This is a genomic window from Devosia ginsengisoli, assembly GCF_024707105.1.
Classification (GTDB): Bacteria; Pseudomonadota; Alphaproteobacteria; order Rhizobiales; family Devosiaceae; genus Devosia; species Devosia ginsengisoli_A.
This window is the reverse complement of record NZ_JANQAJ010000006.1, coordinates 296,472-321,530: the sequence shown is the minus strand read 5'-3', so window position 1 is coordinate 321,530 and position 25,059 is coordinate 296,472. Positions and strand designations below refer to the sequence as shown.

Annotated in this window: 26 protein-coding genes and 1 pseudogene; 21 read left to right on the top strand and 6 right to left on the bottom strand. The window is 60.1% G+C overall.

Annotation, left to right across the window (positions count from 1 at the left end; genetic code table 11):
• Position 1 precedes the first annotated feature (1 nt).
• The 8 genes and pseudogenes from NVV79_RS05235 to NVV79_RS05195 all read left to right on the top strand — a co-directional run bounded on the left by NVV79_RS05235 (position 2) and on the right by NVV79_RS05195 (position 6,274).
• Positions 2 to 949 (top strand): TRAP transporter substrate-binding protein, encoded by a 948-nt coding sequence (locus NVV79_RS05235; RefSeq protein ID WP_303986927.1) that lies wholly within the window; start codon positions 2 to 4, stop codon positions 947 to 949.
• Positions 950 to 956: 7 nt separating this feature from the next.
• Positions 957 to 1,472, top strand: coding sequence for a TRAP transporter small permease (locus tag NVV79_RS05230; protein ID WP_303986925.1), 516 nt, complete (start codon positions 957 to 959; stop codon positions 1,470 to 1,472).
• Positions 1,469 to 2,755 carry a TRAP transporter large permease gene (locus NVV79_RS05225; RefSeq protein ID WP_303986923.1) on the top strand — a complete coding sequence of 429 codons (1,287 nt, stop codon included), beginning with the start codon at positions 1,469 to 1,471 and terminating at the stop codon, positions 2,753 to 2,755. The genes NVV79_RS05230 and NVV79_RS05225 overlap by 4 nt, the downstream gene beginning before the upstream one ends.
• Positions 2,752 to 3,105 carry a cupin domain-containing protein gene (locus NVV79_RS05220; RefSeq protein WP_303986921.1) on the top strand — a complete coding sequence of 118 codons (354 nt, stop codon included), beginning with the start codon at positions 2,752 to 2,754 and terminating at the stop codon, positions 3,103 to 3,105. The genes NVV79_RS05225 and NVV79_RS05220 overlap by 4 nt, the downstream gene beginning before the upstream one ends.
• Entirely contained in the window at positions 3,105 to 4,070 is a 966-nt protein-coding gene (locus NVV79_RS05215) for an NAD(P)-dependent oxidoreductase (RefSeq protein WP_303986920.1), read from the top strand. Before NVV79_RS05220 ends, NVV79_RS05215 begins: the two co-directional genes overlap by 1 nt.
• A gap of 6 nt (positions 4,071 to 4,076) precedes the next feature.
• A complete protein-coding gene (locus NVV79_RS05210) occupies positions 4,077 to 4,766 on the top strand; it encodes a GntR family transcriptional regulator (protein ID WP_303986918.1) in 690 nt (229 codons plus the stop codon).
• Positions 4,766 to 5,517: pseudogene (locus NVV79_RS22525) on the top strand (SDR family NAD(P)-dependent oxidoreductase). The gene NVV79_RS05210 and the pseudogene NVV79_RS22525 overlap by 1 nt, the downstream one beginning before the upstream one ends.
• 10 nt (positions 5,518 to 5,527) lie before the next feature.
• A complete protein-coding gene (locus NVV79_RS05195; RefSeq protein ID WP_303986912.1) occupies positions 5,528 to 6,274 on the top strand; it encodes an SDR family oxidoreductase in 747 nt (248 codons plus the stop codon).
• 171 nt (positions 6,275 to 6,445) lie between these two features.
• Here NVV79_RS05195 and NVV79_RS05190 read toward each other — a convergent pair whose 3' ends face one another.
• Positions 6,446 to 7,087 carry a hypothetical protein gene (locus NVV79_RS05190; protein WP_303986910.1) on the bottom strand — a complete coding sequence of 214 codons (642 nt, stop codon included), beginning with the start codon at positions 7,085 to 7,087 and terminating at the stop codon, positions 6,446 to 6,448.
• Between the two features lie 203 nt (positions 7,088 to 7,290).
• Here NVV79_RS05190 and NVV79_RS05185 point away from each other — a divergent pair, with 203 nt between their 5' ends.
• Positions 7,291 to 7,635, top strand: a complete 345-nt coding sequence (locus NVV79_RS05185; RefSeq protein WP_303986908.1) for a helix-turn-helix domain-containing protein — start codon at positions 7,291 to 7,293, stop codon at positions 7,633 to 7,635.
• Here the strand turns inward: NVV79_RS05185 and NVV79_RS05180 are convergent, their stop codons facing one another.
• The 3 genes from NVV79_RS05180 to NVV79_RS05170 are packed head-to-tail and all read right to left on the bottom strand — an operon-like array spanning position 7,636 to position 10,150.
• Complete coding sequence (locus NVV79_RS05180; RefSeq protein ID WP_303986906.1) at positions 7,636 to 9,327, bottom strand: recombinase family protein; 1,692 nt, start codon at positions 9,325 to 9,327, stop codon at positions 7,636 to 7,638.
• Entirely contained in the window at positions 9,324 to 9,860 is a 537-nt protein-coding gene (locus tag NVV79_RS05175) for a DUF2924 domain-containing protein (RefSeq protein ID WP_303986904.1), read from the bottom strand. The genes NVV79_RS05180 and NVV79_RS05175 overlap by 4 nt, the downstream gene beginning before the upstream one ends.
• Positions 9,857 to 10,150, bottom strand: coding sequence for a DUF3489 domain-containing protein (locus NVV79_RS05170; protein ID WP_303986901.1), 294 nt, complete (start codon positions 10,148 to 10,150; stop codon positions 9,857 to 9,859). Before NVV79_RS05170 ends, NVV79_RS05175 begins: the two co-directional genes overlap by 4 nt.
• A gap of 493 nt (positions 10,151 to 10,643) precedes the next feature.
• Between NVV79_RS05170 and NVV79_RS05165 the strand changes: the two genes are divergently transcribed.
• The 10 genes from NVV79_RS05165 (at position 10,644) to NVV79_RS05120 (ending at position 20,717) form a co-directional block, all read left to right on the top strand.
• Positions 10,644 to 11,207 (top strand): LacI family DNA-binding transcriptional regulator, encoded by a 564-nt coding sequence (locus NVV79_RS05165; protein WP_303986899.1) that lies wholly within the window; start codon positions 10,644 to 10,646, stop codon positions 11,205 to 11,207.
• Entirely contained in the window at positions 11,195 to 11,722 is a 528-nt protein-coding gene (locus NVV79_RS05160; protein WP_369684712.1) for a substrate-binding domain-containing protein, read from the top strand. The genes NVV79_RS05165 and NVV79_RS05160 overlap by 13 nt, the downstream gene beginning before the upstream one ends.
• Positions 11,719 to 13,614, top strand: coding sequence for an ABC transporter substrate-binding protein (locus NVV79_RS05155; RefSeq protein WP_303986896.1), 1,896 nt, complete (start codon positions 11,719 to 11,721; stop codon positions 13,612 to 13,614). Before NVV79_RS05160 ends, NVV79_RS05155 begins: the two co-directional genes overlap by 4 nt.
• A gap of 6 nt (positions 13,615 to 13,620) precedes the next feature.
• A complete protein-coding gene (locus tag NVV79_RS05150) occupies positions 13,621 to 15,075 on the top strand; it encodes a family 43 glycosylhydrolase (protein WP_303986894.1) in 1,455 nt (484 codons plus the stop codon).
• An 18-nt stretch (positions 15,076 to 15,093) separates the two neighbouring features.
• Positions 15,094 to 16,077 (top strand): ABC transporter permease, encoded by a 984-nt coding sequence (locus NVV79_RS05145; protein WP_303986892.1) that lies wholly within the window; start codon positions 15,094 to 15,096, stop codon positions 16,075 to 16,077.
• Positions 16,074 to 17,219 carry an ABC transporter permease gene (locus NVV79_RS05140; protein ID WP_303986890.1) on the top strand — a complete coding sequence of 382 codons (1,146 nt, stop codon included), beginning with the start codon at positions 16,074 to 16,076 and terminating at the stop codon, positions 17,217 to 17,219. The genes NVV79_RS05145 and NVV79_RS05140 overlap by 4 nt, the downstream gene beginning before the upstream one ends.
• A 2-nt stretch (positions 17,220 to 17,221) precedes the next feature.
• A complete protein-coding gene (locus tag NVV79_RS05135) occupies positions 17,222 to 18,265 on the top strand; it encodes an ABC transporter ATP-binding protein (RefSeq protein ID WP_303986889.1) in 1,044 nt (347 codons plus the stop codon).
• The gene (locus NVV79_RS05130) at positions 18,262 to 19,290 is read left to right on the top strand and encodes an ABC transporter ATP-binding protein (protein WP_303986887.1); all 1,029 of its coding nucleotides are present in this window, start codon (positions 18,262 to 18,264) and stop codon (positions 19,288 to 19,290) included. The genes NVV79_RS05135 and NVV79_RS05130 overlap by 4 nt, the downstream gene beginning before the upstream one ends.
• A 66-nt stretch (positions 19,291 to 19,356) precedes the next feature.
• Positions 19,357 to 20,229, top strand: a complete 873-nt coding sequence (locus NVV79_RS05125) for a glycoside hydrolase family 32 protein (protein WP_303986885.1) — start codon at positions 19,357 to 19,359, stop codon at positions 20,227 to 20,229.
• Entirely contained in the window at positions 20,229 to 20,717 is a 489-nt protein-coding gene (locus NVV79_RS05120; RefSeq protein ID WP_303986883.1) for a GH32 C-terminal domain-containing protein, read from the top strand. The genes NVV79_RS05125 and NVV79_RS05120 overlap by 1 nt, the downstream gene beginning before the upstream one ends.
• A gap of 443 nt (positions 20,718 to 21,160) precedes the next feature.
• Here the strand turns inward: NVV79_RS05120 and NVV79_RS05115 are convergent, their stop codons facing one another.
• Positions 21,161 to 22,105, bottom strand: a complete 945-nt coding sequence (locus tag NVV79_RS05115) for an HNH endonuclease (RefSeq protein WP_303986881.1) — start codon at positions 22,103 to 22,105, stop codon at positions 21,161 to 21,163.
• A gap of 302 nt (positions 22,106 to 22,407) precedes the next feature.
• Between NVV79_RS05115 and NVV79_RS05110 the strand changes: the two genes are divergently transcribed.
• Both NVV79_RS05110 and NVV79_RS05105 read left to right on the top strand, forming a co-directional pair.
• A protein-coding gene (locus NVV79_RS05110) for an IS3 family transposase (protein WP_303986880.1) occupies positions 22,408 to 23,555 on the top strand; the annotation gives its coding sequence in 2 pieces (ribosomal slippage) (positions 22,408 to 22,666 and positions 22,666 to 23,555; 1,149 coding nt in all).
• Between the two features lie 90 nt (positions 23,556 to 23,645).
• On the top strand, positions 23,646 to 23,840 hold the full coding sequence (locus tag NVV79_RS05105; RefSeq protein WP_303986879.1) for a hypothetical protein: 195 nt from the start codon (positions 23,646 to 23,648) through the stop codon (positions 23,838 to 23,840).
• 137 nt (positions 23,841 to 23,977) lie between these two features.
• Here the strand turns inward: NVV79_RS05105 and NVV79_RS05100 are convergent, their stop codons facing one another.
• Positions 23,978 to 24,970 (bottom strand): 2-hydroxyacid dehydrogenase, encoded by a 993-nt coding sequence (locus NVV79_RS05100; protein ID WP_303986878.1) that lies wholly within the window; start codon positions 24,968 to 24,970, stop codon positions 23,978 to 23,980.
• Positions 24,971 to 25,059 lie beyond the last annotated feature (89 nt).

Sequence of the window (25,059 nt, the reverse complement as noted above, 5' to 3'; positions counted from 1 at the left end):
TGTGGCGTCGATCACACGGGCCTTCGCGCAATCAACCGTTCTGCGCATCGGCCACGTGCTGGGCCCGACCCATCAATTCCATACCGGCCTCGAGCTGGCTGCAAGGAGCATCGGCGAAGCAACGGAGCAGCGGGTTGAACTGCAGGTCTTTCCGGCGGCACAGCTGGGCAGTGAGCGCGACATGAACGTCGCCATCCGGACCGGCGGCATCGACATGGTGCTGGCTTCGCCGGGCGGCGCCAGCGTTCATCTCAAGGAGTTGGCCATTCTCGACGCACCCTACCTGTTCCGCGACAATGCCCATTGGCAGAGCGTGGTTTATGGCGATATCGGCAGGGACTGGGGCCAGCGTATCCTTGAAGCCTCGGGAGTACGGATCGTCGGCTGGTTTCATCGGGGCACACGCCACGTCGTCTCGCGCAACACCCCCTATGACACCATCGACAAGATGGCCGGACAGAAGATTCGTGTTGCCGATCTGCCACCCTATCCGCAGGTGTTCGAGGCTTTCGGCGCCGTTCCGACCCCCATCGCCTTCTCGGAAATGTACCAGGCCCTTGAAAGCGGTATCGTCGATGGCGCCGATGCGCCACTCGACACGGTGCTGGCGCAGAAGCTCAATGAAGTCATCACCTATGTGAACCTGATTGCCTGGTCCTTCGCCGCGCCGGGTCCAATCCTGATGAGCGACGCGTCGTGGTCCCAACTCTCGCCCGAAGATCAGGCTGCGCTGGAGGCCGGCATTCTTGAGGCGTCCGAGTTTGTCACCTCAGCCTTCACCGACGACGAGGCCCAAGTCATGGAAGCGCTGACCGCAGCCGGGGTGCAATTTGTCACGCCGAGCGATCCAGGGGCGTGGGAAGCAGCAGCGGCCGAGGCAATTCCGGCATTGGCCGAAACCTGGGGCGGTGACGCTGCTCTCTACGACCTCATTCGCAACCACGGCTGACGGACAAATGAAGGCGATCCTCGAGAGATTTGGCCGGCTGGATGATCTGCTTGGAATGCTGGAGGATGCCACCGGCATTACTCTGGTAGTCGTTCTTGCCCTGGTGGTGAACCTGCAGATCTTCTCACGCTACCTGTTCCACGCGCCGTTCATATGGCCCGAGGAAGTGGCGCGTCTGCTCATGATCTGGATTGCCTTCGTTGGCTCCGCGGCGGTCACCCGCCGTGGAGCCGACATGGCCGTGGACACGTTCGTGCTATTGATGCCCGAGGGCCTGCAACGCGCCCTTGCCATCATCAAGGATCTGGTCCTGGCGGCGCTGTTCATCTTCATCGCTCTGCAGGGCAAGGCTCTGGCAGATGCTGTCTCGAACATGCCGCTTATCGCCACCGGGTGGCCGACCTCGCTTTTGGCCTGGCCCCTGGTCGTGGGCGGTGTCCTGACAGCCATTCACAGCCTCATTCGCTGCGCCGGTGTACTGGCGGGCAATGAAGTCTCCCAGGAAATCAAGACACTGACATGAGCGCACTTTATATCGTGGGCCTTCTGGGGCTGTTGTTCACCGGCATCCCCGTCGCGGCCTCCCTGATCATTGTAGGGCTGGCTGGCATCATTATCGCAGGCGTCCCCATAAGCATGGTGGGGCAGCGTCTCGCATTCGGCCTCGACAGCTTCACGCTCATCGCCATCCCGTTGTTCCTGCTGATGGGTAACATGATGAATGCCAGTGGAGTCACCACGCGCATCTATGACTTCGCGGTCACCATGGTGGGGCATTGGCGGGTTGGCCTGGCACAGGTCAACATCATCAATTCGCTGATCTTCTCGGGCATGTCGGGCTCCGCACTCGCCGATGCGGCGGGTATGGGGACCATGGAAATTCGTGCGATGAAGTCCAAGGGCTATTCGGCGAGCTTTGCGGCTTCTATCACTGCCGCCTCGGCTACTATCGGCCCGGTGCTGCCTCCTAGTACGGTTGCGGTGCTCTATGCTTTCGTAGCCGATGTGTCGGTGGGCCGGATGTTTATGGCCGGGGTCATCCCAGGACTGATCATGGTCGGCGTGCTGATGGTCATCGTCCGCTGGCGCGGCCGGGTGCTCGATGTCCCGGTATTTCCTAAATCCTCCTTCTCCACCCGCATGTTGGCGGGCTGGCGCGCCCTTCCCGTTCTCGTCGTGCCGTTCGCTATGCTCGGCGGTATGCGCACCGGTATTTTCACGGCCACCGAGGTAGCGGCCGTCGGCGCGCTCTACGCCTTAGTGCTGGCCGGCTTCTACTACCGCAGCACATCGCGCGCGGGCATCGCAGACGCCTTCCGCGAAACGGCGCTCTCCACTGGCGCCATCTTGCTGATCGTTGCCAGCGCCAATGTATTTGCGTGGATTCTCGCGCGTGAACGCATACCCCAGGAGATCACCATCGCGGTGCTCGACATGGAATTGTCGCCCATTGCGCTCCTGCTGATCATAAATTTGATCCTTCTGGTCATGGGCATGGTGCTCGATGCCGCGGCGATCCTGATCCTGGTGACCCCCGTCGCCGTTCCGGCGGTAGTGGCGCTCGGGATCGATCCCGTTCATTTCGGCATCATCATGATCATCAACATGATGATCGGCATGCTCACGCCACCCGTCGGACTTGCCCTGTTCGTGGTGAGCCGCGTCGCCAAGGCGCCACTTGGAGCGGTGGCAAGGGATGCCTTGCCCTATGTGGGTGGGTTCCTGCTGATACTGCTGCTGCTGATCTTTGTGCCAGACATCGCGCTTTGGCTTCCCAACCTCATTTATGGACCCTCCACGCTATGACATCGCCCACTCATTCCAACATGATGCATGGCGGAGCCGAGCGCCTTCCCATCCGCTGGGTCAATGCCGCCACTCCGCCAACCGTGATCTCGCGTTACCGGGTTGCGCCGGGCCAGTCGGTTTCGCTGCATGTGCATACCGGCAAGGCCGAGAATTGGGTCATCGTTTCCGGCTCAGGCACCGTTCGGGTCGGCGATGCGTCGTTTAATGTGGGCGAGGGCGATATCGTCGTTACGCCCCCCACCGTGCCGCATGGACTGACCAATCACAGCGATATGCCGCTGGTATTTCTCAATATCGTGCAGCCCACCGGGGATGCCCCGATAACATCTGTCGAGCTCGGCGTCTGATGGGAACCATACTTGTCACCGGCGGCACCGGCATGGTTGCCCAGCATGTGGCCGAAGCCGCCATGGCGCGGGGCCATTCGATACGCATGGCCGACATGGCCTGGCCGGAAGACCGCATATGGATCAAGGGGGCCGAGCAGGTCGGCTTTGACATCCGCGACAGGCAAGCCTGCCGCCGCTATGCCGAGGGCGCTCTGGCGATCATCCACTGTGCCGCCGTGGTCGGGCCGATACGCTCGCGCGTCGATCCGTCCATCACCCTGGACGTCAATGTCGTCGGGACAGCGAACCTGCTCGAGGCTGCCCGCGAGAGCGGGGCGCGGCTGATCAATGTCAGCACGGCCACGCTTTACGGCAACAGGCCCGACCTTGCGCCACTCAGCGAAACGGATCCGACCGATCCCCTCACCATCTATGATGGCACCAAGCTGATGAGCGAAACCTGGTGCGCCGCGCATCGGCGTACCTATGGCAGCGACGCCGCCTCGTTTCGTACGGGATTCGTGTTCGGACGTGGCAACCAGATCGGAGAATATTTCCTGCCTCGCGTGGTTGCCGGCGAGGCCGTCATCGAGACCGCTGGGGGCGATCATCCCTGCGATTTCACCTATGTGGTCGATCTGGCCGAAGCGCTCGTGGCCGCCGCGCTGGCGCCCGCATTGGCACATTCGGTCTATAACGTTACCGGTGGAGAGTTGCGTCTGCGTCGCGATCTGGCCCACGCGGTCCGCGACCTGGTGCCGGGGGCGAATATCGTCCAGGCTCCGGGGATCGATCCCCAACGCCATCTACGCGGCGCTTGCGTACTCGAACGCGCCGAGGCCGATTTCGGCTGGACTCCCCGGTTCACCCTGGAATCCGGAATGGCCGATTGGCTGGAACGGTTGAGCGGGCTGCCGGAACGCCGACCGGGCGTTGCAATGACGCGGGACAATAGTGTGGAAGACGCCAGTCGGCGGAATTGAGGCCCTATGAACGACAATTTGCTCAAGCAGGCCGGCGCTCCAATCCTGCACCGCAAGAAGGCCGACCTGGTCTATGAATATCTGCGCGAGCAGATCATCAATGGCAGCTATGCTCCCGGCCAGCGCATGACGCTGCAAGACCTGTCAAATGAACTTGGCCTGTCGCATATGCCGGTCCGCGAGGCCCTGCTGCGTCTTGAGCGCGAAAACCTGCTCGCCAGCGAACCGCACAAAGGCATGCGTGTGGTCCGCCCCTCACTCAAAGCCGCCAAGGAACTGTTTGAAATTCGGTGTGAACTTGAAGGCTTGGCCGCCTTTAGGGCCTGCCGCGCTCACGAGGTTGACCTGGCGGCGGACCTGCATGCGATCAATGCCGATTTCTCCGAGGCGTTCGTCAACCAGGATTTCAGTGCCATGGGTTCGGCCAACTGGACTTTTCACCGCCGCATCCTGCAGGCGGCGGCCAGCGAGCAATTGTCACGAGTTTTGGAAGATGTCTGGACCGGCTCGGCCCGCTATCGCCTTGGCTACCAGTTGATCCCTGGTCGTGCCGAACACACCATAAGCGAACACAACGCCATTATCGCTGCGATTGAAAGCGAAGATGCTCAGGGCGCGCGGGAAGCGGCGCGAGCACATATCGAAAAGGCCGGCGCCGAATTGGCGATAACCGTTTCGGCCGAGGATGAAGCCTGATGGCATCCATCGAAATGAAAATTGCCCGACGCGTGCTGATTTCGGGCGCGGCAGGCGGGATAGGCGGCACGCTAGCGCAAAAGCTCGTAGCCGCCGGAAGCAGCGTCATCGGTACGGATCGGCGGGCACCGGCGGACGACTGGTCGGGGCAGCCCTGGCTGATCGCCGATGTCGGCACGTCGGCCGGCCGCGAGGTCATCGCCAACGGGATCTCCGATGATATCGATGGACTGATATTTGCCGCCGGCATGCTCGATCCTGATGGCTGGGCAAGCATCACCGAAGACGAGGCTGCAAGTTTGCTGGCCGTCAATCTCACGGCCCCCCTTTTCCTGACGCGTCTGCTGCTGCCGAGGCTGAAGCCGGGGGCGTCCATCGTCATCATTGGATCAATTGCGGGTATGCGCGGTTCCCCTGCCACCCCCTTTATGCGGCAAGCAAAGCGGGATTGCGAAACCTAGCGGCGTCCCTTTCCCTGCTGCTGCAGCCGCTGGGCATCCGCGTCAATGTCGTAGCCCCGGGTCTCATCGACACGCCGCTGACTGCGGCGTTGAATGCGGATCTCGCAGAACGACGCGGCGTGGCTGTCGATATGATCGAGGCGGAGCGGGCGGCGGTCATTCCCATGGGACGCGCGGGCACCAGCGAAGAAGTGGCCGATAGCTGCCTTTATCTATTGAGTGACCGGTCCAGTTATCTGACCGGATCGACCATGTTTGCCACCGGCGGCGTTCTTGCCGGTATGATTTAAGGTTTTGATTATGAAAAATGCCAAAGGCGCTGTTCTGATCCTGGGTGCAAGCCGGGGGCTTGGAGAGGCCATCGCATTTGCCGTCGGGCAGGCCGGATTCGCAGTCGGTGTCGGCTGCCGTAAATCGGAAGATGCCGAGGCGGTGTCGGCCCGGTTGCAGCAAGCGGGCGCGGCAGCGTTGCCACTGATGGTCGATGTCACCGATGCCGCAGGGGTAACGCGCGCCGTCGAAGCCATGGCTGGCTGGCACGGTAAGGTAGCGGGGCTCGTCAACAATGCCGGCATCATCGACCCCATTGCCCGTCTCTCCGATACCGATGCGAAGGCCTGGGGCCGGTTGATCGAGATCAACGTGATTGGTGCCTATCACGGGGTACGTGCCGTGCTGCCGTATCTGTCTGCCGGCGGCGTGGTCGTCAACGTCAGTAGCGGCGCTGCCAGTCATGCCATGGAGGGCTGGAGCGCCTATTGCACCTCCAAAGCGGCCCTGGCCATGCTGACGCAGTCGATCCACCATGAATATGGGGCGCAGAACATCCTGGCGTTCGGGTTCCGGCCGGGCGTGGTCGACACCGGCATGCAGAGCAAAATTCGCGACTCCGGGCTCAACCCGGTGAGCCAGCTTCCCCGCGAAACCCTGCTCAAGCCGGAAGTGCCGGCCAAAGCCGTCGCCTGGTTGTTCGATAGCGCTCCAGCGGATCTTGCCGGACAGGAACTCGACGTTCGAGACGCCGCCCTAAAGCTCAGGATGGGGTAAGGCATGACAGCCTGCCCCGCATGGGCCAATCCGAGACCTGATTCCCCTTGGTTCGAACGTCCGCTATCCGCGTCACAGAGCCAGAAGCCGCCCGTCCGCCGCCGGCCCCGAACAGGACATATCGAAACGCGCACGCGCAGTAGCGCACCCGGGACCTACGTTGAAACAGACCTACTGAAAAACCTCCATGGTGGTCAGATCGACATAGTACCTTTCCTGGCCGCAGATAGCGAAATACGCCTTGCGCGGCTTAAGGTTCACTGAGGCAAAGAAGCCGCCCCACTCCGCTAGCTGTGCTTCGGTGCAGACGTTGAGATCGATCAGCTTCTGCGCGGCCTGAAGCATTAGGGGGCGGTAGAGGTTGAAATCGTCAGAGCCCCCAATTGATTTTGCGAGACCCGTCGCGCCCTCGGCGGGGTCCGCTGGTCGTTCCGCCGAAAGGCCTGAGGCCTCTACCCATTCTGCGAATTGACCATCGACGATACCGTTGATTTGAGAGCATTGAGCGTTCCCGCTATCGACATAGTCGCTTTGGCCATTCGTGCAGGACGCATAGTAGTACTTCGACACCCGCACCCAGCCGTCCCGGGTTTCCAGGGGCTGCACGCCTTCGCGATAGTAGAATTCGCCGACAATACCACAGGCGACGGAAGGGCAGCTGTGGCGCGCCAATCGTTGCGAGGTTACCCAAATCATGTCTTCGGGAATGCTGACAGTTGGTGTGGGCGTAGGTGGGGCGCTACCCATCAACATGAACGCGCCAACGCCGGTCGCGCCGAGAAAAGCCGCGCCGGCAAGCAGCCAGGTTTGCACGGATGACAACCCGGTTTGGGGTAGGGCTGAGCTAGGCGGATTGATAGAACCGCTCGTTGGCCTTATGGCGTTTCGCTTGCCAAATGTTCGTTGCTGCACAGTATCGCCTCCGATCGTTACGTTTCGGTAGGCTACAATATGTTCCTAAAGCACTCCGTAACGTTCGTGGATGCATTGGTGTCTATCGGGAACAAATCGTTCCTATGGACATCTTCGCTAGACGACTTCGGGAACGCGCGGAGCAACTCGGCATCTCAAATGCGGAGGCGGGTAGGCGAGCTGGTTTGGATGAACGGCGTTACGCGCACTATGCCAATGGCAGGCGAGAGCCTGATCTGGCTACGTTGATCAGGATTGCAGAGGCACTCGCGACAACTCCAAACTGGCTGCTTGGTTTTTCAGCTGAGGGCGAGGTCAGCTCGACGCGCTCCGATTTGCTCGATCGCTTACAGCAGGCTGTTTCCACTATGCCTGAGGCCGAGCTGCGGCGCTTCTGCATCCAGGCGGAGGCCATCGCTCGTGACGCGCAGGGCAAGCCGAGGGTGTAGTCAACTGGGCCGCAGCATATCGAGTTGACGCTGCCAGCTGATATCGATTATCGGCTGCACGCCGCGTCGATTGAGAATTTCGGAGGAGAATTTGCCGCGCAGAATGCCCTCAACAATCTGCGGAGCGAGATAGGCTAATGGCAAGGTCCGGCTAATGTATGCCGGAGTGAATTTCTCCTCGGCGGCAAGTTCGGTCAGTGAGGTTGTACTTCCATCAGTCAGCCGTTCGGCCCATCGGCGCGCTCTGACGATTGCAGTGATCAGCCTGTCATCGGGCACGGCATTGTCCTGACCGGCGACGACCATCTTCATCTGAGGGCCACGACGCTTCATAACGATTGGCGTACGATAGGTGACGAAATCACCGTCCGGGGCGGCGTTCGATGGCCATTCTTGTGAAACGGACCTCCGGATCTGAAGCAACTGACGCAAGCCAGCTTGAGAAATCTCCAGTTCGAGCTGAGTGTCGCGATACCGCACAGAGGTAACGACTGATCGAAGGGTGGTGTGCTGGGCTTGGTCAGGTCGCTGACCCAACTGTTCAAAATTTTGCTGAGCCTGCTGCAGGGCGCTGGCAACCTGATCAGCGGCTACATCACCGAGATCGCTCACGAGCTGCTGCTGGTCAGCCAGATATGCTCGCAGAGCGGCCAATGTCGCGGTCTCAATCTGGTTGGCCGCCAATCGCCGCGGGGTTTTGCCGGCACCAACATCTTCGACATAGTACCGGTATCGCCGCGAACCCTTGTTGGCATGGGTGGGAATAAAACGCGTGCCATTCTCCGAGCGTAACAGTCCAGCCAACAGGTGGGTTTCTGCCAGGGCGCGCCGCCGCCGATCACGAGTTCCCTGGGTGTTGCTCTGGAGCTGGGCCTGCGTGGCAGCCCAGGTTTTCGTATCGACGATCGACTCATGCCGGCCGGGATACGAGACTTTCTTATGCGGTACGCGACCGATGTAGATCGGATTGGACAGAAGTTTGTAGAGATGACCGCGGGTGAAGTTGCGATTGCCCCGTTTTCTGGCACTGGCTGAGAGACGCGGTGCGGTCAGGATATTGTCTGCCCCGAGACGGTCCAGCAATGCGGGAACGCTGCCCACCTCGAGATAAAGTGCGAACACCTTCCTGATGGTGGCGGCCTCCACCTCATTGATGACGAGCTGCCGATCGCGCACGTTGTATCCCATGGGGATAACGCCGCCCATCCACATGCCCTTCTTCTTACTGGCCGCGATCTTGTCGCGGATGCGTTCGCCAGTAATTTCGCGTTCGAACTGCGCGAAGGACAGCAGCACATTCAGCATCAAGCGACCCAGGGAGGTCGTGGTGTTGAACTGCTGGGTGACCGATACGAATGAGACGTTGTGCTTGTCGAAGGTTTCGGCCAGCCGGGCGAAGTCGGTGAGGGATCGGGTCAACCGGTCGATCTTGTAGATGACGATGATGTCGATCTTGTCGTCACGCAGCTGTTCCATAAGCTGAGCGAGGGCAGGGCGCTCCATATTACCGCCCGAGAATCCACCATCGTCGAAGCGGTCGGGGATGAGCTTCCAGCCTTCATGAGCCTGAGAGCGAATATAGGCCTCGCAGGCTTCTCGCTGGGCCTCAAGCGAATTGAAGTCCTGATCGAGACCTTCTTCAGACGACTTACGGGTGTAGATCGCGCAGCGAAATCGGGTTTGCTCACTCATGCTGCAACGCCCTCGTTCTGAATCGAGGGAGTATCGGCACCAACTGGTTTCTTGGCATTGGCGGCCTTCGGCGGGAGGAGGCCGAAAAACCTGGGCCCAGACCATTTGGTCCCCGTAATGGCAACCGCAGCGGCTGATAGTGTCTTATAGACAGTACCTCGCCATACGAACCCATGCTCAACAACATCCACCAGTTCAGTCGATCCGTTCCACTCTCGCATCAGACGGGTGCCGGGTGACAAAGACCTCTGTGCATCAAAGACCGTAACTTTTGGTATCAAACCAGCATCCGATGACCGGGTCGTGTCAGATGTGGCGTATTTTCGGAGCTGACGGAGGGTATGCGGTTTGAGGCCGCCATAAGCGAGTTCCTGCAGACGGTATGCTATAGCCAGTCGCAGAAAGGCCGACTGCATCTTTGGTGGTGGCTCGGACTTCAGGATCTCCTTCCAGCGCATGCGGAGCATTTGGATATCTAGCTCGCGAAGGCTTTCGACGTCGCGCTCGATTTCAGCGGGGGTCCGACGCTTCATGACTGTCCCCCAAGCCCGTCGTTATCGCTTGAAGCGATTGGTGCGGGTTGTCCGGGTTCGATGCGATAAACGCGCCCGCGCCCTTTGATCAGGGTCGATGAAATTTGTAGCTTGTGCTTCTTTTTCAGCGCGCCGCTGATCGCACCACGAACGGAGTGCTTCTGCCAAGATGTTGCTGAAACGAGTTCGTTCAGAAGCGCGCCGTTCGGGCGGCTGAGAAGTGTGATGATTGTTTGGAGTTTGGTTGCCTGCGGCTCGGCTAATTCGATACCAGCTCGTGCTTTGTGCATTTTTGGTCCTCAGAGGCAAAGACCGGCCAATCCAGTCTATTGCACTGAGGCAAGCCCGGAGTGGGTGCCGGGCATTATGACAACAGCAATGCGTGGTTGCTGCAGGAAGTCCAGTCCGTTCTGCAGCGTATTGCATACGGGACCGGTAGCGGCCTGGCAGCAATTGACGGGCAAACCTCAATAGCGGACGGCTTGCTCTTGGCAGGCCGCCAAACGTTTGCGGTGGAGGTGCTGGGATAGCCGGCGTCACCGCTATGCCAGCCTAACCTGCGGATGCTTCCTGTCGCAGTTGCGGCTGCCCGGACTACAAATAGATGACTCCATCTGACGGAACGCCCCCAGTGCATTCACGATGTGTGATTGACAGAGAACGACATCTGTGTGTTTATGACATCGGTGTCATGACACCGATGTCATTGTGAGTAGCGGTCGGTCCGACGTGGTAGACAAATCCCTGCGGGATTCGTCCGCTCAAGCAGGACAGGGGAAAAAAATGGCCACCATTTATGATGTCGCTAAGGCTGCGGGTGTCTCGCCCAAAACCGTGAGCAGGGTTCTCAATGAGGACCCTCTTGTCAGTGACAAAACTCGCCAACTAGTCAACGAAACCATGCTGGAGTTGGAATACATACCCTCCAAAGCAGCTCGGAGTATGCGTTCGCGTCAGTCTGGTCTCATCGGTCTTATCAGTTCCTCTGTTAGTTCAAGCACCGAAGCCCCTGCAGGTCTTCCTTCCATCTTTGTGGTCAAGGGGGCCCAGGAAGTCCTTGGAGCGGAAGGCAAGACGCTCCTGATGGCAGACACTGAGGGTGATGAAAGTCGCATTCCGAGCTTGGTTCAGATGCTGCTCGAGCACCGCGTGGAAGGGTTGCTCTACGTTGCCGATTACCACCGTGTCGTGGATTTCTCAGTAGGAGTTGGCGCAAGCAGTCCGCTGGTCCTTGCCAATTGCTCCGATCAAAAAGGGACCCCATCGGTCATCCCGGACAATATCGGAGGCATGTATGAACTGGTATCGGCGCTGCTGGCTAGAATCACCGGCGCATTGGATACCTGACCAATCCCGAAACCAATCTGTCGCGCAGCTTACGGATTGAAGGCTACAGACGCGCCCATGAAGAACATGGCGTCACATTCGATCCTGCTCTGATTATTACCGGCGTGAACAGCCATGCGGAGGAGGACTATGCAAACCTTTCGATCGCTCTCGACCGGTTGCTTGGTCTGGAGCAGCCGCCAACGGTTATCTGCACGGGTAACGACAAGATGGCTTTGCGCCTCTACGGCCTGTTGCGCGAGCGTGGACTGGAAATCCCCGGCGACATCTCGGTAGCGGGTTACGACGACTACACCATCATTTCCGAACAGGTGAATCCACCGCTCACCACTGTCTATCTCGCCTATCGGGAGATTGGCATCGCAGCGGGGCAAAAGTTGCTGCGGATGATCGGGGGCAAGGGAGGGCAGGAGGGCCAGGAGGTTATTTCCGGCCCCCTTGTGTGGCGCCAATCGGCGGCCTCGCTCGATCCAGCAGTTGGAGTGTTCCCAAAAAGGAGGAGGAGACGAGAATGACATGGATATCAAGCCTGGCTGCGTTCGCAGTGGTGGGTGTTTTGGCATTTGCAACGCCAGCGATGGCAGGGGAGGCGCCGGAGCTTGAAGCGCAGGTCAGCCAAGGGGCGCTGCCGGCGCTTGGCGAGCGCCTCCCCGAACCGGATGACATCATGGTGCTCGATCCGGTCGAAGAGGTCGGCGTCTATGGCGGCACCTTGCGCGTGATGCACGCCAACCAGACCATGGACGAACTCAAGGTGATCGTGAACGATCCGCCCGTGCGCTGGAGCCGTGATTTCTCAAAATATATCCCGGGCCTGTTCAAGGGCTGGAGTTTCAACGAGGACGGCACCGAGGTGACGTTCCAGATGCGGCGGGGCCTGAAGTGGTCGGACGGCGTTCCCTTCACCACCGAGGATATCGACTTTTACTGGAACGATATTGCCGGCAATCCGGAATTCGGTGAGACGCCGCTGCCCTATTGGGGATTTTCCGGCACCGAATTTACCGCGGAACTCGTCGTCAACGACGACTATAATTTCACCATCAAGTTCGATGAACCGAACTGGAATTTCCCCTATCTGCTGGCATCGGGCTATTGGGGCTTCGAGGAGTTGATGACTCCCAAGCACTATCTGAGCCAGTTTCACCCCAAATATAATGCCGAAATTATCGGGTACGATGCGCTGACCGACCATATCAATTGGTGGACCACGCCTGATTTCCCCACCGTTTTCGGTTGGTATGTGACCGCCTATGAGCCGGGCGTCCGCGTGGTGATGTCGCGCAATCCCTACTACTGGAAAACCGACACGGCGGGGAATCAGCTCCCCTATATCGATACGATCGTCAGCTGGGAAATCGCCGATCCCGAGGTGCAACTGCTCAAGGTGATCAGTGGTGAAATCGACTTGCAGGCGCGCACCATGCCATCGCCGCGCAATCTGCCACTGCTTATCGAGAACCAGGAGCGGGGCGGCTATCGCTGGCTCGATGGCTGGCGTTCCGGCGCGGGCGGCTGGCCGGCCGTAATCGTCAACCAGACATACACCGGCGGCGATACCATCCGCACGCTGCTGCAGAACAAGACGTTCCGCCAGGCGCTGTCTTATGCCGTCAACCGCGACGTCATCAACGAAGCGGTGTGGTTCGGCCTGGGCGTGCCGCAGCAGGGCACGATTTCAAAGGAGTCCTGGCACTTCACTTCCGAAGAGGGCCAGGCGCTTCTCGATGAGTGGGAAAACGCCTATGCGCAATACGATCCGGACAAGGCCATCCAGCTGCTCGACGAAATCGGGCTGACCGAGCGCAATGACCAGGGCATCCGGCTCGACGCAGACGGCAATCCCATTCAATTGCGCATCGATATCAGCGACTGGGGCGTGCTGCAGGTCAATCAGGAAACCTCGGCTCTGTTGCAGGAGGATTGGCGCGCAGTGGGCATCGACCTGCTGATCAACCAGCCGACACAGGCCGAATTCGATGAAATGGCGCGCAATGGCAAAGCCATGCTGATGACCGCGCGTGTCGGCGAGATGGACCTGTGGACCTTCCCCGACTGGGTCTTCATCACCGGCGCCGCATCGCGTGCCTTCCCCACCTATTCGGAATGGTATCGGACCGGCGGCGCCTCGGGGGAAGAACCCAGTGGTCCTGCCACTGTGCTGCACGATCTCTATGTCGAGGGCCTGGCCATTCCTTCGCAGGAAGAGCGCGAAGCCATCATCGAAAAGGCCATCCGCACCCATATCGATGAAGGCCCGTTCTTCATTGGCATTACCGGCGACGTGCCCATGCCATCCATCGCCAATGCCAGGCTGAAGAACATCCCGAACTATGCGGTGATCGTTCCTTCCGCAGTCGGCGGTATCGGCACGACCGACCCGACGCAATATTTCTACGCGGAGTAAATACTTTTGTCAGTCGTTCACAACGTCAACCCGACCGACCTTCCCGTCGTCGGTCGGTACTATCAGCCTGAAGGCCGTCGCATCGGCGATGTGATCCCATTCTACTGGAATGGGGAGCATCACATCTTCTTCCTCAGCTACGGTGAGGCCTTTTACAACCATATGCCGCCGGGGGCGCGGCGCACGCCTTGGGGGCATCTCGTCTCCAAGGATCTAGTCAACTGGACCCGGCTGCCCGATGCCATCGCGCCCAGCGAGGAGGAAGCCCCGGACTCAGGCTCATGCGCCACCGGAGCGATCTTCGAGCATGCCGGCCGCTTCTACCTCTACTATACCGGCCGTCACTTCACCCGCGAGGGCAAGAAGCGCGAGGTCATCTGCCAGGCCTTCAGCGACGATCTGGTAACCTGGACCAAGGACCCGGCCAATCCGATCGCAGTTCCCGATCCGAGCATCTATGGGCTGGAAAACTTCCGCGACCCCTTTGTTTTCCGCAATGAGGAGGCAGGCGAGTTCTGGATGCTGATTACCGCCGATTTCCCCAATGAAGTGCGCACGCGCAAGGGATGCCTGGCCCTTCTGGCCTCCAGGGACCTCGAGACCTGGGAGCATCGCGGGCCCTTTTGGACCTCGCGCACGCGGCATCAGCACGAATGCCCCGACGTGTTCCAGTTTGGCGACTGGTGGTACATGTTCTATTCGGACAAGCGCACCAATTATCGCTATTCCCGGACGCCCAACGGGCCGTGGATGGCGCCGCCCGTGCCGACGCTAGACGATACCTGGTTCTATGCGGCCAAGACCAGCGGCGACGAGAAGCGGCGCTTGCTGTTCGCCTGGTTGGCGACCAAGGCGCCGACCACTGACGATGGCCGGTATGAATGGGGCGGCAGCCTTGCCTGCCGCGAGCTGAAGCAAAATCCCGATGGCACGCTCTATACGGTGCTGCCCGAGGAGCATCGCTCGACCAGGCAGATCGCTGCGCCCAAACTGGTTGCTCCGACCGGTGAGGCCGAGATCGGCGACGGCAAGGTGACAATCCGCAGCCCCTATGGTTTTGCCCTCGCCTTCGCCCGCGATGTGCCGGCCGACGCCCAGACGCGCCTGACCATCACGCCGCAGGTGGGAACGCGGGCTTTCGGCCTGATCCTGCGCAGCGACGCCGTCGGGGCGACCGGCTATGCGCTGCGGTTCGACGTGGAGCGGCGCATCATGAGCATTGCTTCGATCGACCATCTGGGTGAGCCGCGCAACGTCGCCTCGCAGCCATGGTTGCCGCCGGCGTCCGGGCCTGTGGATTTGGTGGTGACCTGTAGCGGTTCGGTCATCGACGCCTTTGCCGGCCCGGGAAGCTCGCTGATCGCGCGCTTCCACGACTATCGCGGCGACAATCTGGGGCTCTGGGTGGAAGACGGCGAAGCGGTATTTTCCGAACTTGCCGTGTTCGATCCGCTGGTCTGACGCAAAGGGAGCGGAGCCATGCTGTCCTTCATCTTCAGGCGTGTCGTTCAGATGGCGCCGCTCCTCTTTCTGATCTCGGTGGTGAGCTTCGTGCTCATCAACCTGCCACCGGGAGATTATCTCACCATCAAGATTGCCGAACTGGAGGCTCGTGGCGACAGCGGCGCGCAATTCATCCTTGGCCAGTATCGCGAGCGGTTTGGCCTGGATTTACCGATCTGGCAGCAATACTGGATCTGGATTTCGCACTTTGTGACCGGCGATTTCGGCCGCTCGTTCGAGTATGAGCGCGAGGTGGGGACGCTGATCTGGGAGCGGATGGGCTTTTCGGTTCTGCTGTCGCTGAGCACCATGCTCTTTGCCTGGCTGGTGGCAATTCCTGCCGGGATTTTCGCCGCCACACACCAGTATCGGCTGGGCGACAACCTGCTTTCGTTCGTCGCCTTCCTGGGCTTGGCGCTGCCCAATTTCCTCCTCGCGCTGTTGTTGATGTACCTGTCGGTCGTCGTCTTCGGCTGGTCGGTGGGTGGGCTGTTTTCGCCGGAATATCTTGATGCTGCCTGGTCGCCGGCTAAATTCGTCGACCTGCTCAAGCACCTATGGGTACCGGTGGTGGTGATCGGCACGGCGGGGACCGCCGGACTAATGCGGCTGATGCGCGGCAACCTGCTCGATGTGCTGCGCCAGCAATATGTCACCACGGCCCGGGCCAAGGGCCTGCCGGAAGGCAAGGTCGTCTACAAGCACGCCCTCCGCGTTGCCATCAATCCGCTGATCAGCGTGGCAGGCACGATGTTTCCAGCGATCATCGCAGGAGAGGTGATCACGTCCGTGGTGTTGAACCTGCCGACAATCGGCCCGCTGTTCCTGCGCGCGCTGCAGGTTCAGGACATGTATCTCGCGGGGGCCATTCTGATGTTCATGAGCCTCTTTCTCATGCTGGGAAACCTCCTGGCCGACATCGGTCTGGCGCTTGCCGACCCAAGGATTAAGCTCTCATGAGTGTTGCTCAATCGGAGGGGGATGTCCCCCAGGTCAAGGCGCCTGCCCGGCGCAATGCAGATGGCACCTACTGGTCGCAGACACGCCGGCGCTTCATGCGCAGCCGGGTGGGTGTGGCGGGTGCCGTCGTGGTGCTCGTGCTCTACCTGATCTGCCTCATCCTGCCGGAATTCTTTGCGCCCTACGATCCGGAATCGAAAAACGCCCAATATTTCGGTGGGCCGCCGCAAGTGGTGCGGTTCGTTGACGACGAGGGGCAGCTCAGCATCCAGCCATTCGTCTACGGGGTCGCGCGCAAGATCGATCCCAAGACCATGCAGCGCACCTTTGCCGAGGATCGCAGCGTGCACTATCCTATCGGCTTTTTCGTCCGTGGCGATGCCTACAAGCTTTTCGGTTTTATCCCGGCCGACATTCACCTGTTCGGGTCTGCGGATGGCAAGGGACATGTCAACTTGCTGGGCACGGACCGTATCGGGCGCGACGTACTCTCACGGATGATCCATGGTGGGCGGCTGTCCCTGTCGATGGGGCTTATCGGCGTCTCGATCTCCCTGATTCTGGGCGCCGTGCTCGGCACAGTGGCCGGTTATTTCGGCGGGGTGACTGACAATGTCGTAATGCGCGCAACCGAAGTGCTGATGGCCTTTCCAACTCTACCGCTCTGGATGACCCTGGCGGCGGCAGTGCCGCCGGACTGGTCGCCGACCGCGGTCTATATCGGCATTACCGCCATTCTCGCGCTGGTCGCCTGGGGAACGCTTGCCAGGGAAGTGCGTGGCAAGGTGCTGGCCTTGCGTGAGGAAGAATATGTCCTTGCCGGCCGCGTCATGGGGGCCAGTCATGCCCGCCTGATCTTTCGTCACCTGCTGCCAGGCTGTTTCAGCCACATCATTGTCGTGGCGACGCTGGCCATCCCCTCGATGATCATCGCCGAGACGGCGCTGGGGTTTTTGGGCCTTGGCGTCAAGCCGCCCATGATCAGCTGGGGCGTGATGCTCAACGAAGCGCAGAACATCCGCAGCATCGCCCATACGCCATGGCTGCTGTTCCCGGCCATTCCAGTGATCGTATCGATCCTGGCCTTCAACTTCCTGGGCGATGGCATGCGTGATGCCGCCGACCCGCAAAGCGAGCTTTGACGATGGGCACTATGGAAATGGTGGCGGCCGCAGACGGGCGGGAGCAGGATGACATCCTGCTGCATATCGAAAATCTGAAGGTCGGATTTCAGACAACGTCCGGCTTCGTGCGCGCCGTCGATGGCGTGGACCTCAAAGTGCGCAGGGGAAGGACACTTGCTGTCGTCGGCGAGAGCGGTTGCGGCAAGAGCATCACGGCGCGATCCGTGCTTGGCCTGTTGCCCGAACAAAACACGGTCATGTCTGGCAGCATTGCCTTCAAAAGCCGGACCGGCGAAGTGCTGGACATTGCGAGCCTGCCGCGGCGAGGCAAGCGGATGCGCAGCATCCGCGGCGCGGAAATCGCCATGATTTTCCAGGAACCCATGACCTCGCTTACCCCGGTCTTCACCGTCGGCGACCAGATCTTGGAGGCGCTGCGCCTGCATACGCCTGTGAGGGGCGCGCAGGCTTTGGCACGAGCAATCGAATTGCTGGAAATGGTGGGGATTCCCGAGCCGGAATCGCGCCTCAAGGCCTATCCGCACCAGATGTCGGGCGGCATGCGCCAGCGCGTGATGATCGCCATGGCGCTGGCATCTAATCCGTCGCTCCTCCTGGCCGACGAGCCGACGACAGCGCTCGACGTGACGGTGCAGGCGCAGATCCTCGATCTCATGCGCGGCCTGCAGGACGAACTGGGCATGTCGGTGGTTTTCATCACTCACGACCTCGGTGTTGTCGCCGAAATGGCTCATGAAGTGGCCGTGATCTATCTCGGCCAGGTGGTGGAATACGCCAGTGTCGACGATCTGTTCGAACGGCCGACCCATCCCTATACGCGCGGGCTGCTTAATTCGCTGCCGCGGATCGGGGCCACCGAGCGGCTGGTGCCGATAGCCGGTTCCGTCCCCGATCCGCGCGAGCACCGCGTGGGATGTCGCTTCGCGGACCGATGCGCCTCCCGTATGGCCAAATGCGATACGCCTCCGCCGCTCATCAAACTGCCGCACGGCCAGGACGTGCGGTGCTGGCTGCATGAAAATGAGGGGGGAACACAATCATGACGAACGCCCAGCCATTGCTCGATGTGCAGCACCTGTCCAAGAGCTTCGTTATTGGCAAGAAATTGCTCGATGAGGGACAGACCCTGCGGGCCGTCGATGACGTGTCGTTCACGCTGGAGCGCGGTGAGAGCCTGGGTGTCGTGGGCGAAAGTGGTTGCGGCAAATCCACATTGGGGCGAACGTTGCTGCGCCTCTATGAGCCGACGTCCGGCCGCGTCGTCCTCGCCATCGATGGAGCCGCGTCCGACTTTTCAACGATCAAGGGCGAGGCCCTCAAGCAGATGCGGCGCAAGCTGCAAATGGTATTCCAGGATCCCAGCGCGTCGCTCAATCCGCGCATGACCATAAGGGATATCCTGCGCGAGCCTTTCGCCATTCACCGCCATGTGCCCGCCGCTGAAATAGAGGCGCGTATTCGCGGGCTCATGGCCGAAGTGGGCCTTCGGGAGGATGCCCTCGACCGCTTTCCGCATTCATTCTCGGGCGGGCAGAAGCAGCGTATAGGCATCGCGCGGGCCCTGGCGCTCGAGCCCGACCTGATCGTTCTTGACGAACCGGTATCCGCCCTGGACGTGTCCATCCGCGGGCAGGTTCTTAATCTGCTCAAGGACCTGCAACGTGGGCGGGGCCTCTCCTACATCTTCATTTCGCACGACTTGGCGGCGGTGCAGTACATCGCCGACCGTATCGCAGTCATGTATCTGGGGCGCATAGTGGAACTGGCGTCCGCCCAAAGCTTCTATGCCGCCCCGCGCCACCCCTATGCGTTGGCACTACTATCGGCCTTACCTGTTCCCAATCCCAAATTGCGCCGCGGCAGGCAACCGCCCCGAGGGACTATCCCCTCACCGATCAATCCGCCGTCCGGCTGCCATTTCCATACACGCTGTCCGTTCGCGACGGCAGGCGCCCGCCTACATCGCTGTTCGGGCGAAGTTCCGCAGTTGCGGGAAATTGCGTCCAAGCATTGGGCCCGATGTCACTTTGCGGAAGAAATACAGCAAAGCTCACTTGCGGTTCGATGAGGTAGGAAGGCGGCCCACCCGGGGCTCTAAGACTCCTGTCGTTCCGTTCCAGAGACAAGCCGCGTCATGACCGAGAAATATCGTCCCAACCTACATTTTTCACCTAAAGCCGGCTGGATGAACGATCCCAACGGCTTGATCCGGGTCGGCGATCTTTGGCACCTGTTCTTTCAGTACGACCCTGACAGCACCACCCATGGCCCCATGCATTGGGGTCATGCCATCAGTACCGATCTTCTCCATTGGTCCGAACAGCCCATTGCCCTTTTTCCCACCGAACTCGGAACCTGCTTTTCGGGCAGTGCGATCGAGACCGAAAGCGCAGAGGTCAAGCTCTTCTACACCGCCCATAGTCGGACCAAGGCAGGCGAGGATTATCAGGTGCAGTGCCTCGTTCATGTCGAGGAGAACCTGTCCCGTTTTTCGCTCGATGCTGCCAATCCTGTGGTTCCCAATCCTGGCTTGAGAGCCTTTCGCGATCCAAAGGTGATCTGGCACGGGGCCAGCCACAGCTGGATAATGCTAGTGACCGAAGGTCAATCTATCGGCTTTTATGGCTCGACCGATCTCAGGAACTGGACGCATCTGTCGAAATTTGGAGAGGGACAGGGCAGGCATAGTTCGGGGCCTTGGGAGTGTCCCGATATGGTGCCGCTCACCGCACCGGATGGCGAAACGGCTTGGGTGCTGATCGTCGGCCTGAATCCTGGAGGATATGCGCCGGGATCAGGCACACAATATTTCATCGGTCAGTTCGACGGCAGACACTTCGTCAATGCCAATACACCCGAAACAGAACTCTGGCTCGACTATGGCCGCGATTATTATGCAGCCCAAACCTTTTTCGAACGGGGCGGAACAAATACCCCTATGGCTCTTGCTTGGGCCAGCAACTGGCTTTATGCGAAGCAGGCCCCGACGAAAGCCTTTCGGGGGTAATGTCGCTGCCGCGCGCTTTACGTTTGGTCGAAACATCGAAGGGTCTGCGCGTTGCAGCGCAAGTTCCCGCTGCCGCGCGAAATGCGATCGCCGCATCGACCTTCCCCGGCACATATTTGAGCGATCTCTCGGTCGATCTGGCAGTCGGCGAAGAAATGGCGATTGCTCTCTTTGGAGAGAACGATCCGCATTTCATCCTCTCGCGTACGCATATGGATCAAGGCACTGTCAGAACCCGCCGCGCGCCGTGCGAAAGTCTCGACCACTTTGCGCACGACTATCTGGTGGACTTAGCTTGGCCGGAAAGCGGGAGCCTGGACTTGACGCTCTTCGTGGATCGTGGGCTGGTCGAACTTTATGCTGCCGACGGCCTGGTTTGGATTACCAATCTTTTCTATCCAATTGATGTGAGCGCCCCGATGACTGTCACGCCCCGAAAGATAGATCATGACCTGTCCCCGGCCGCCAAAACCAAAGCAGGAGCTTGAGGAACCAAGAGGCTTTATAAAATGAAATTCAGACCACATATGCCGTAGCCATGTAATAGCGTGGCCCATGTTTTTGCAGACCGACGCGCCTAGCAGCAATTCGTGAAATTCCTCGGTTCAGCACCTCGGTATTCGACACCTTCGCAGCGGCCCAGGAAGAAAGGTCTTGGAGCTTTCGGAACTGGGATGGCTTCTTGCAGTTGAGCGTCAGGGACAACGTGATCGTCCGCTAGCGAGCGGTGAGACGCCGAAAAAGCTGCAGTTCCCTTTAACCCCGATATATTGACGTTCAGGCGGGCCTAAGCTGACGGTGGCTTTCGGAGAAATCCAGGGGCCTGAACGGCTGAAAGGGGACGCATTCCTGATAGGCCCCAACGACCCCGATTGCGGTCGTTCGCATATTGCTTCCGACATGACTGCTTCGCCCCTATAGCGGGCCTTGCCTAGATTAGTCCCGCCCAGCGCGCGTGATCATTCAATGCCTGCGCACTTGGTCGATCAGCACCGGTTTGTGGAAGCCGTACCTTCACACCAAGAAGCTCGTTGTATACCGAGCCTTCCAGTTTCGGACTAAGCATGACCGTAAAATCCTCGGGGTTCACAGCCAGAAGCCCGAGGTCGAAAAGTGTATGCAGGTCCGCCCGGAGCAGCAATCCGTTATCGGTCTTATTGTTGATGGACTCATTATAGGGCGCGATGTGCGCAGCTTCTAGGGCGTCGATGGCGTTGCAGCCCGTGATCGCGCAGCAGCCATCGTACGCCCGAATAAGCGACATCCTGAAGCGCGTTTGTCCGCGTCGTTTCAGCACCTGGCGAATTTCCCATTCGCGGGCACCAACATTAGGCAGTGGCGTTGGTGGGGCTTCAAGCTCCGCGAATATCCGGTCACGCGCAGCACTTCGCTCCAGTGGATGGCGTGGTGCGGCGCTGTACCGCTCAATGATGAAATACCCGTCCTTCCAGTCAACCACGAGCCCAAGCCCCATAACAAAGTACTCAACGCCAGGCTTGGGTTTCGTTTGGATCATCACGCCAATCGGAACACCGTCGCGCAGACAGTTCATCAAACCGCGATTGGTCGCTTCTTGATCGCGCGCGTTTGGGTCAGGGTTCTCCTGGAAGTACGGATAAAGCCATGATCCGTCCGGTCGAGTAACCACGTCTTTGTCGGCATAAGAGCTAGTTAGCGTTTGCCGAATGCTCAGCGCATACTTGGTATAGGCCGGCTTGTAGATGCCCTTCGCGAGCGTGGCGAGCCGATTGCCCTCATCAGCTTCCAGCTCGATGTCGCGCCATGACCGGACTTGGCCTGCGTTATCCATGAACCATTGCAGCGCGGTGCGTTGCTGGTTGCCGATGATGGCAATGTTTAGGTCCGCTGTGGTCATGTGTCCTCTGGCAGATGTAGTAAGTGCTTGGGTCAAAGCCGTTCGCATTCAATAGCGGGCCTAAGGTCGGGGAGGCTGCACGTTCCCTCGATATGCGTCATTGCTATGCTTGACGAGGCTAAACTCAAAAAAATTTATAACAGTGGAGAGGCATTGGACCGGAGCTTTAGTTGCTAGAAAAGCGTTAACCTTTGTGTAACCAATAACATTGTGGGCGCCCCTATGGACTATTGGGCGAATTTTGAGCTGCTGCCGGTTTTGAGGACACCGAGTTAAGGTGTTTTTGGAACTGGAGAGTTTTGATGGAGAGACGCAAGTTCAGCCGGGAGTTCAAGCTCGAGGCTGTTAAGCTGGTCAGGGAACGGGGCGTTGCGGTCGCGCAGGCGGCCCGTGATCTGGACCTGCATGTGAACGTGTTGCGCAAATGGGTGCGCGAGCAGTCGGCCGATCCGCAGCAGGCCTTCCCCGGTCATGGGCAGATGAAGCCCGAGCAGCTCGAGATCGAGAAGCTGCGCCGCGAGGTCGCCAAGCTCAAGGCGGAGCGCGATATCCTAAAAAAAGCCGCGGCCTACTTCGCCAGGGACTCGATATGAGGTTCTCTTTCGTGGCGAAGCACCGAGGGATCTGGCCGGTCTCGTGGATCTGTGAGGCGCTCGGTGTGTCTCGCTCGGGCTTCCATGCCTGGCTCAACCGCTCGCCGAGTAGACGGGCTCAGTATGACGAGGTGCTCGTCGCCGGGATCCGGTCCAGCTTTGCCGGAAGTGATCGCACCTATGGCGCTCGACGGGTATGGCACGACGTGCTGGCCGAAGGGCTCGACGCCGGTCTGCATCGCATTGAGCGGCTGATGCGCCAGGAAGGTCTGCGGGCTCGTCCGCGCCGACGGGGCCTGCCCAAGGATGGCGGGCAGCGCCATGCGGCCTCGCCCAACATCCTGGACCGGTCGTTCGTGGCGTCGGCGCCGAACCAGAAGTGGATCGCTGACTTCACCTATATCTGGACGGCCCAGGGCTGGCTCTATGTGGCGGCGGTGGTCGACCTCTACTCCCGCCGGGTGGTGGGCTGGTCGATGAGCTCATCGATGGCCGCTCAACTGGTGACCGATGCGCTGATCATGGCCATCTGGCGTCGCGGCAAACCCGACAGCCTGCTGCACCACTCCGACCAGGGCAGCCAATATACCAGCGAGCAGTTCCAGCGGCTGATGGCCGATCATGGCATCACCTGCTCGATGAGCCGGTCCGGCAATGTCTGGGACAACGCGGCGATGGAGAGCTTCTTCTCATCGCTCAAGACCGAACGCACCGCCCGCAAGGTCTATCGCACCAGGGATGATGCCAAGGCCGATGTGTTCGACTATATTGAGCGCTTCTACAACCCGAGGCGCAGACACTCGACGCTGGGCTATCTGAGCCCCGTGGAATACGAAGAGCAAGCTAAGCTAGCCTAACTTCGTGTCCACCGAACCGGCAGCAGCTCAGACCCCAAAGCTTTGCTGCAAGTCCTTTCGGCTCTACGACAGGAAGCTGCCAGCGCCAACGTGGCCGAGACCGACAAGCAGCAGGTCGAGGACGCGATAATCAATGCCGAACGCGAGGTTGCGGCGCTAACGACCGACTCGTCCCGGCTGAAGCGATTGATGCAGGTCGTGGTAGACGTGAGTCAGAAGGTTGGCATTAGCGCCGCTGGCAGCACGCTTGGCAGGCTGGTTCAACTGATAGCCGGTCTCGGCTAGCTCCATTCGCACGTGCTGGCGCACGTGGACTCGAAACTACCGCCTCAAAGGCCCAGAAACAGCCACCCCGTCACTGACTTTCTCTCCGCCATATTTTTCAGCACGAAGCGGCAAACACCCAGCGTCCCCCAGGGCCTCTAGCTGCTGGCCCAGCGGGTATGCCAGGTCTCCGACACCGTCCTGTTGCGCAGGTTTTTGGGCAGGGTGCCGGACATCAGGGCGCTTACATTGGCGACGGCAAGGTCGACCAGGGCGGCGCGGCTCTGCTTGGTCTGGCCGATCATGTGCGGGGTCAGCAGGATATTCGGCAATTTCCGCAGGGCGCTGTCCATCGGCAGGGGTTCGATCTCGAAAACATCGAGGGCCGCGCCCCGCAGGTGACCTGACGACATGGCATCGAACAGGGCTATCTCGTCGATCAGTCCGCCGCGCGCGGTGTTGATGAGGATCGCGTCGGGCTTCATCAGCCGCAGCCGCGCGGCATCGATCAGGTGCCGTGTCTGCTCGGTCAGGACCATATGCAGCGTCACGATATCGCTGGCCTGCAGCAATTCATCGAGCGGCAGCAGTTCGATTCCGTCGGGAACCTCCCTGGCGAAGGGATCATGGGCCTTGAGCGATATATCCCAATGCGCCAGCAGCGCCGCGACGCGCCGGCCGATCTGGCCCAGTCCGATAATGCCCAGCGTCTTGCCCGCCAGCAGTTCGGCGACTGGTTCGGCAGGGCGGGCGCCGCCACTCTCCATGGTGTGGCGCGCCTGCGGCAGGCCATAGCTCGCCGCCAGGATCATCATCACCGTCGCCTCGGCCATGCCTTGGGTATGCTCGTCGGGTTGGCCGTTGACCACGGCGATGCCGAGCCGCGTCGCGGCGTCCACATCGAAACCGTCTGTACCCACCCAGGGCGAGACCACGGCGCGCAACCGGGGCGCTGCGCGCATGACCGTTTCGGTGCAGCGGAAGTGGCCATAGGCCAGCAGCACGTCGGCATCGGCCAGGGCGGATGCGGGGATGGTGTCCCCTGTTGTGTGCCGGATATGGCGCGGCACAATGCCGGCACGCTGCAAAGCCGCCTCGATCCGCTCGAAAAATGCCGACGTGCCGCTTTCGCTCAGCATGACTACGCCCATGCGCCTGCTCCGGGATTGGGGAATGTCCAACGCTGACCGATAATCAACCAGAAGTCCAGTATGTTGCGCATCGTTCATTATGCTGAACG

Excerpts from the sequence above, each read along its gene's own strand:
- NVV79_RS05230 (WP_303986925.1), top strand. The coding sequence starts at position 957 with ATGAAGGCGATCCTCGAGAGATTTGGCCGGCTGGATGATCTGCTTGGA.
- NVV79_RS05225 (WP_303986923.1), top strand. The coding sequence starts at position 1,469 with ATGAGCGCACTTTATATCGTGGGCCTTCTGGGGCTGTTGTTCACCGGC.
- NVV79_RS05220 (WP_303986921.1), top strand. The coding sequence starts at position 2,752 with ATGACATCGCCCACTCATTCCAACATGATGCATGGCGGAGCCGAGCGC.
- NVV79_RS05215 (WP_303986920.1), top strand. The coding sequence starts at position 3,105 with ATGGGAACCATACTTGTCACCGGCGGCACCGGCATGGTTGCCCAGCAT.
- NVV79_RS05210 (WP_303986918.1), top strand. The coding sequence starts at position 4,077 with ATGAACGACAATTTGCTCAAGCAGGCCGGCGCTCCAATCCTGCACCGC.
- NVV79_RS05195 (WP_303986912.1), top strand. The coding sequence starts at position 5,528 with ATGAAAAATGCCAAAGGCGCTGTTCTGATCCTGGGTGCAAGCCGGGGG.
- NVV79_RS05185 (WP_303986908.1), top strand. The coding sequence starts at position 7,291 with ATGGACATCTTCGCTAGACGACTTCGGGAACGCGCGGAGCAACTCGGC.
- NVV79_RS05180 (WP_303986906.1), bottom strand. The coding sequence starts at position 9,327 with ATGAGTGAGCAAACCCGATTTCGCTGCGCGATCTACACCCGTAAGTCG.
- NVV79_RS05175 (WP_303986904.1), bottom strand. The coding sequence starts at position 9,860 with ATGAAGCGTCGGACCCCCGCTGAAATCGAGCGCGACGTCGAAAGCCTT.
- NVV79_RS05170 (WP_303986901.1), bottom strand. The coding sequence starts at position 10,150 with ATGCACAAAGCACGAGCTGGTATCGAATTAGCCGAGCCGCAGGCAACC.
- NVV79_RS05165 (WP_303986899.1), top strand. The coding sequence starts at position 10,644 with ATGGCCACCATTTATGATGTCGCTAAGGCTGCGGGTGTCTCGCCCAAA.
- NVV79_RS05155 (WP_303986896.1), top strand. The coding sequence starts at position 11,719 with ATGACATGGATATCAAGCCTGGCTGCGTTCGCAGTGGTGGGTGTTTTG.
- NVV79_RS05145 (WP_303986892.1), top strand. The coding sequence starts at position 15,094 with ATGCTGTCCTTCATCTTCAGGCGTGTCGTTCAGATGGCGCCGCTCCTC.
- NVV79_RS05140 (WP_303986890.1), top strand. The coding sequence starts at position 16,074 with ATGAGTGTTGCTCAATCGGAGGGGGATGTCCCCCAGGTCAAGGCGCCT.
- NVV79_RS05135 (WP_303986889.1), top strand. The coding sequence starts at position 17,222 with ATGGGCACTATGGAAATGGTGGCGGCCGCAGACGGGCGGGAGCAGGAT.
- NVV79_RS05130 (WP_303986887.1), top strand. The coding sequence starts at position 18,262 with ATGACGAACGCCCAGCCATTGCTCGATGTGCAGCACCTGTCCAAGAGC.
- NVV79_RS05125 (WP_303986885.1), top strand. The coding sequence starts at position 19,357 with ATGACCGAGAAATATCGTCCCAACCTACATTTTTCACCTAAAGCCGGC.
- NVV79_RS05120 (WP_303986883.1), top strand. The coding sequence starts at position 20,229 with ATGTCGCTGCCGCGCGCTTTACGTTTGGTCGAAACATCGAAGGGTCTG.
- NVV79_RS05115 (WP_303986881.1), bottom strand. The coding sequence starts at position 22,105 with ATGACCACAGCGGACCTAAACATTGCCATCATCGGCAACCAGCAACGC.
- NVV79_RS05100 (WP_303986878.1), bottom strand. The coding sequence starts at position 24,970 with ATGGGCGTAGTCATGCTGAGCGAAAGCGGCACGTCGGCATTTTTCGAG.